We start from the raw sequence: 5457 nt of genomic DNA on the forward strand, positions 1-5457 counted from the left end.
GCCACGCGGTATAGGCCACGCCAACCGTGTTGGTGTCCAGCCCGAACAGCGCCCCACACTCGGGGTTGCCCTCGTCGATGACAGGGGGCAATGGAGGCCTGGTCCAGCCAGGCGGAGGCGTGCCCGTCCAGTTGAGTTTCGAGCCGACGATGTCGCTGACCGCTTCCGGCGGCAGGAGCAGCTCATCGATGCGATTGAGCGCCACCGTTGGCCCGACAGTGGGTGTCGGCGAGGGTGCCACCGAAGTGGCGTTGTGGCCGCCGCCCTGCCCGCCGCCACACCCAACCGCCAACGCGACCATTACAGCCCCGAGCGCCGAAACAATGAAACGAATCCTCATTTCGTCTCCTTGACAAAAGGGCGAAATCGGTAACTGCTTGATCGAAGTGGTACGAGCCGTGCTGGTGGGGTGCTAAGGATTGTCGGCTGTTCGAAGTCGTCTACAGGCAAGACCCGGTCGCACTGAGCGTCAGGTCATTGATGGAGATCGTGGGCTGCTTGATGATCTTGCTTTCTGGATTGGACACGTCCACAGTCAATGCCCTGTTGTCGTCGGCCCATCTCCATTCCGTCAAATTCTCGTTGTGCCACGGAGGGGGAACCAAGGCAGGGTTGGGAGCGACGCGGCCATGGCATGGCCGCAGCTTGCCCTTGTACCATCCATTCGGGGATAAATTCTTGGACAACTGCTTTCCGACGAAGTCAACGGCGACGTCGTACGGCACCGTGTAGGAGTAAAACTCCTGTGTCATCGGTTGCCCGGCTTTATCGACGTTATTGACCGTCTTCGTAAGCACCGATCCTGGTGGCAAGTCGATGTCGGCCGCCGCGGAATGCGGACCAGGCGGGACGGTGGTGGTTGGCGTGGTGGTTTGCGGCGTAGGCGTGGTGGTCGACGTCGTCGTTGGTGCGACCGTCGTTTGCGGTGGCGGTGTCGGTGCGTGATGGGAGCACGCTGCGTTCGTCAGCACCGCTGTGATGGCCAGCAATCCTCCAACCTTGCAGGTAATGAGGTGTTTCATGAGTCGGAGCTTTGAATATGTGCGGCATGGCGGCTAGGGACCTAGGTCACGTGATTACGGCCAGAAGTCCATATGGCCGACCGTTTCCGCTTCAAAGCTCGATGAAACGCTAGCGCGCTTGCCGGAGATCGGCGAACGAGTTTCGCAGCCCACCGTCCATCCGGATCTGCACCGCCGCCACCGCCACCATCACCGCCGCGGTCACCAGGTGTACGACCCCATCGGTGACGTTGTTGGGAAAGGTGAAGACAAAGGCGACCTGATGGGAGAAGAATGCCCAAATGCCCGGCAGCGCACCGGTTATCGCGGCGAGGAGCAGATACAACACGGCCCACGACTTGCGCACGGCGAACACCAGGCCCGGAGCGAACAGGGCGAGACCGGCGACGGCGTGCCAGCCGTTGTAATCCATTCCGAGCAATTGCACGGTCGGTGCCCCCGGCCCAGTCGCGAAGCTCGGATTCATGATGAAGCCGATCACCGCCTGCACGACATGAAAAGCGCAAATGATCAGCAGCCCGATCTGGGCGAAACTCCACCTCACGTTGCACCCCCTTGTGCACGGCGGGATGGCCCGAATACTACGCGCGGTAGTAGAGCTGGGTCAACGGTGCGGCGGCTGCCGAGCGGGACAGTCCCGCCGTCAGTTCCGCCCGGGCAGTTTCATCACCGTGCGCACGATGGGCAATAGCGACTTCTGCCAGAGGGTCGCCGGAATGCCAAGCGGCGGATCGAGATTGAACACGCGGGCCGTCGCGATCGTCTGCGACTCGGTGTACTTCAGCAGGCCCTCCGGCCCGTGCCGGCGGCCGACGCCGGACTGGCCCATCCCGCCCATCGGCGCGCTCAGGCTGCCCCACGCAAACGCGTAGCCCTCGTTGACGTTCACGGTCCCCGACCGCAACCGCGCGGCGATCTGCTCGCCCTCCGCGGAGGAGCCGGCCCACACGCTGGCGTTGAGCCCGTACTCGGTGTCGTTGGCCTTCTCGACGGCTTCCTCCACGCCGGCGACGGGGTAGATCGACACGAGCGGCCCGAATGTCTCGTTGGCCGCGCACTCCATCTCCGGCGTGACGTCGGTCAGCACCGTGGGCTCATAGAACAGCGGCCCGATGTCGGGTCGCGCCTTGGCGCCCGCAATCACCGTGGCGCCCTTGGATTTCGCGTCGTCGACGTGGTCGGTGACCGTGTTCAGCTGGCCCGCGGAGATCAGGCTTCCCATCTCGACGGTGAAGTCGTACGCGGTGCCCAGCTTCATATTCCGCACCGCGGCACCGAACTTGCTGGTGAAATCGTCGGCGATGTCCTTGTCGACGTAGATGCGCTCGATGGAGATACACAGCTGGCCCGCGTTGGAGAAGCACGCGCGCGTGGCGGCCTTGGCGGCCTTGTCGAGGTTGGCGCCCCGCGTGACGATCATCGCGTTCTTGCCGCCGAGTTCGGCCGAGAAACCGATCAGCCGGCGGCCACAATGCTCGGCGAGTTGCCTGCCGGTGGCGGTCGAGCCGGTGAACATCAAGTAGTCGCAGTTGTCGACGATGGCGGTGCCGACCACCGAGCCCGGCCCGGGCACGATCGCGTAGAGCGCCCGCGGCAGTCCGGCCCGGTACAACAGCTCGGCACACGCCAGCGCGCAGTACGGCGTCTGGCTGTCCGGCTTGAGCACCACCGCGTTGCCGGCCAGCAGCGCCGGCACGGAATCGGACGCGGTCAGCGTCATCGGGTAGTTCCACGGCGAAATCACCCCGACCACGCCCTTGGGCTGGTAACCGACCGTGGTCTTGCCGATGCCCGGCAGCAGCGACTGCACCGTGCGAGGCTTCAGCAGGTCCGACGCCACGTGCGCGTAGTAGTTCGCGTTCGCCATCAGGTCGACGATCTCCTCCTGCGCGGCCCATCGGGCCTTGCCGGCCTCGGCTTGCAGCAGGTCCATCAGGAACTCGCGGTTCTCGACGACGAGGTCGCGATAGCGGCCGATCACCTCGATGCGCTCGGTCACCGGCCGCTTCGCCCACTCGACCTGGGCCGCGCGCGCCTCGGCGAACGCCGCCTCGACGTCTTCGGCCGTGCCGATGGGGATTGTGGTCAGCGGTCTGCCGGTGAAGACCTCGTCGATCGTCTTGGTCTCGCGGGCGGTGGCCTCTTTGATCGCGGCCAGCTGACGCAAACGGTCGAAGACTTCGGCTGACGGTGCAGGCATGTCGCTTCCTCTCGCAGAAGCACGGGCGGTCAAGACACCAGGCTATGCCGCGCGGTGTGGGCCCGACCAGAAAGCTCAGCCCGACGGATGTAACCGGCCAGCTCAGAGGATGTGCATGCCCTGGGCCAACTGGGTCACCCCGACCACCGTGAAGACGGTCACCAGGATCTGCCGGTGGTACGCCCGCACCCAGTCGTGAAGCTGCTGCAATACCGCGTGGGTTCGAGCCGGCGCGGCCACATAGCCGACCAAGATCATCTCGACGACGGAATACATCAGCAGGACGAACGCGATCGAGGCGCTGACCTGCGTGGCGACCGCAGCCCGTGACGCCACGATGATCGCGAGGATGAAGAGAACCCCGTCGATCGGAACCGACGCCAGCCCGATTACCCACGCGATCCACAACGACCCCTTCTCCCACGCGTGGTGGGCGCGGTGGAGCAAGCGCCGGGTTCCGGAACGGTCCTCGGGGGAAACGTCTTGTGCGCGGCTCAGGAATCGCGGAACCGCGATCGGTGCCCCCGGAGCCGGCGTCGACGTCGGGGTCCCGTCGTTCGATGCCCGCGCCCGCGCGCGTCGACGCGTCGCGAAGCGCACCGCCATCAGCGCGGCGATCGACAATCCGAGCACGCCCAGCCCGATCTGGATGTGGGGCAGGGTGGAGCTCGCGGCCGAGCCTGCCGAGCCGTGCCGGAATGCGCCGAACGTGGAGGTGAAGTTCAGCAGCATCAGCGGGGCGAGCAGCTCGGGCACACATACGGTCAGGCCACCGACCCAGTAGGCGAGCAGGTTCGGGCCGGGGCGCGGCCGGGAGATCATCAGGAGGGCGAGGCCGAGCCGCACCGGATTGAGCGCCGCCAGAATTCCCAGTCCCAGCACTGACCCCCACATTGGCGCAGCTCTACCCGCGCCCCCGGGTGTCTAAACACCGGCACCAGCCAATTGCGCCCGTGGGTATGAATGCAAAATGGTGGGCTCCCGGATCGGCTTGGCGACACCGAATCTCGCACGCGCGCAAGGCGTTCGCGTAACACTCTGAGCGCAGCAAGCAGACGATGCCCCCGCCACGCCCGCGTGAACGCCACCGGAGCAGCCGTCGTGAGATCAATCACAACAACGGGTGCGGTGCCGCTACGCCTGTTCGCCGTCTGCAGCTAAGCGCTGCGCCGGCTGGCATCGTTCGCAGCCGCCGCCAGCGCTCGCTGTAGCAAGCTCCCGTGTGGTTCAGGCCCCGTCAAAGCACCATGGCTTTCGGGAAAGGCTGAAAACCGTGCCCGCTCGTCGCGATCGGCAATTACGATGCACGAATGCCGGGCCTTCCTCCCGCCATGTCGCGGCCGAAAGCTTGCTGCCCTGGGGTGAACCGGAACCTGACCGCAAAAGGTGCGCGGTCGTTCCGGCGACGTGTGCATGCCACGACAGCAAACCGTGGCCATTGTGTTCAAAGAGCGCCGGAATCGCGCGGCCGCCTCTCTGTGCCCGATGATGATGAAGCGGCGGGGACAAAGTTTTGTTCTCGCTGGATGACGCGACACGCGTCGAACAATTCGGGGGTGCGAATCTCTTATGCAAGAACGAAATTCATAGGTTTGACGGCGGGTAGCGGTGGGTAACCGCCGACCCGTGGAGCGCGACGTCCAAAGTCGTGGTGCCAGCATGTTAGTGGTCCGCTGTAGCACCGACGGAAAGCCCCCGCGGAGAAACCTCCGCGATTTTCGGGTTACCGTTGATGTTGCGGACGGTATTGCGATTCGGGCCGGGGAAGAACTGGGGCCCGAGCTGCAGCCAGTCACGTCACGACGGGGATTTCCGCAATCGAGCCCACCGGCACCGGCTTCGTGCCCGCGGGTAGATCGGCACACTGGTCGAAATTAACGGCCAATCCTGAAGCGCGGCACGCCTTTTGTGCTGCGCGCGGGGCGTTATGCAATTTTCACCTTGGCTTAGGAGGTCGTCCGTTGCAGAACAATCCCTTCGATGACGACAGTGGCAAATTTTTCGTCCTGGTCAATAACGAGGAACAGCACAGCCTTTGGCCGGTCTTCACGGATGTCCCGCCAGGCTGGCGGGTGGTGTACGGAGAGGCCGACCGGGCCGCCTGCCTCGACTACATCGAACAGAATTGGCCGGACATCCGTCCGAAAAGCCTGCGTGACAGGCTGTCCGCCCCCGGTTTGTGATGTGTAGACGGTCTAGGTATGAAGGAGTCGGAAAAGCTTTCGGGGGGAATTT

General features: G+C 64.5%; 6 protein-coding genes. 1 reads left to right on the top strand and 5 read right to left on the bottom strand.

The annotated features are described in order from the left end of the window. From A5692_RS29220 to A5692_RS21685, 5 genes are all read right to left on the bottom strand, one after another. Positions 1-340: hypothetical protein (locus A5692_RS29220; protein WP_369830315.1), on the bottom strand; the 340-nt coding region annotated here is incomplete at its 3' end. A gap of 100 nt (positions 341-440) precedes the next feature. Then, positions 441-1022 (bottom strand): hypothetical protein, encoded by a 582-nt coding sequence (locus A5692_RS29565; RefSeq protein WP_197514529.1) that lies wholly within the window; start codon positions 1020-1022, stop codon positions 441-443. A 109-nt stretch (positions 1023-1131) separates the two neighbouring features. Further along, on the bottom strand, positions 1132-1566 hold the full coding sequence (locus tag A5692_RS21675; protein WP_068059644.1) for a DUF4383 domain-containing protein: 435 nt from the start codon (positions 1564-1566) through the stop codon (positions 1132-1134). Positions 1567-1665: 99 nt separating this feature from the next. Then, positions 1666-3222: a succinic semialdehyde dehydrogenase gene (locus A5692_RS21680; RefSeq protein ID WP_068059647.1), complete on the bottom strand. Its 1557-nt coding sequence runs from the start codon at positions 3220-3222 to the stop codon at positions 1666-1668. Positions 3223-3324: 102 nt separating this feature from the next. Beyond that, positions 3325-4104: a GAP family protein gene (locus tag A5692_RS21685; RefSeq protein ID WP_231984403.1), complete on the bottom strand. Its 780-nt coding sequence runs from the start codon at positions 4102-4104 to the stop codon at positions 3325-3327. Between the two features lie 1079 nt (positions 4105-5183). Between A5692_RS21685 and A5692_RS21690 the strand changes: the two genes are divergently transcribed. Beyond that, positions 5184-5405 carry an MbtH family protein gene (locus tag A5692_RS21690; RefSeq protein WP_068059651.1) on the top strand — a complete coding sequence of 74 codons (222 nt, stop codon included), beginning with the start codon at positions 5184-5186 and terminating at the stop codon, positions 5403-5405. The last annotated feature ends 52 nt before the right edge of the window (positions 5406-5457 follow it).

Source organism: Mycobacterium sp. E342 (genome assembly GCF_001667665.1).
Lineage (GTDB): Bacteria > Actinomycetota > Actinomycetes > Mycobacteriales > Mycobacteriaceae > Mycobacterium.

Excerpts from the sequence above, each read along its gene's own strand:
- A5692_RS29565 (WP_197514529.1), bottom strand. The coding sequence starts at position 1,022 with ATGAAACACCTCATTACCTGCAAGGTTGGAGGATTGCTGGCCATCACA.
- A5692_RS21680 (WP_068059647.1), bottom strand. The coding sequence starts at position 3,222 with ATGCCTGCACCGTCAGCCGAAGTCTTCGACCGTTTGCGTCAGCTGGCC.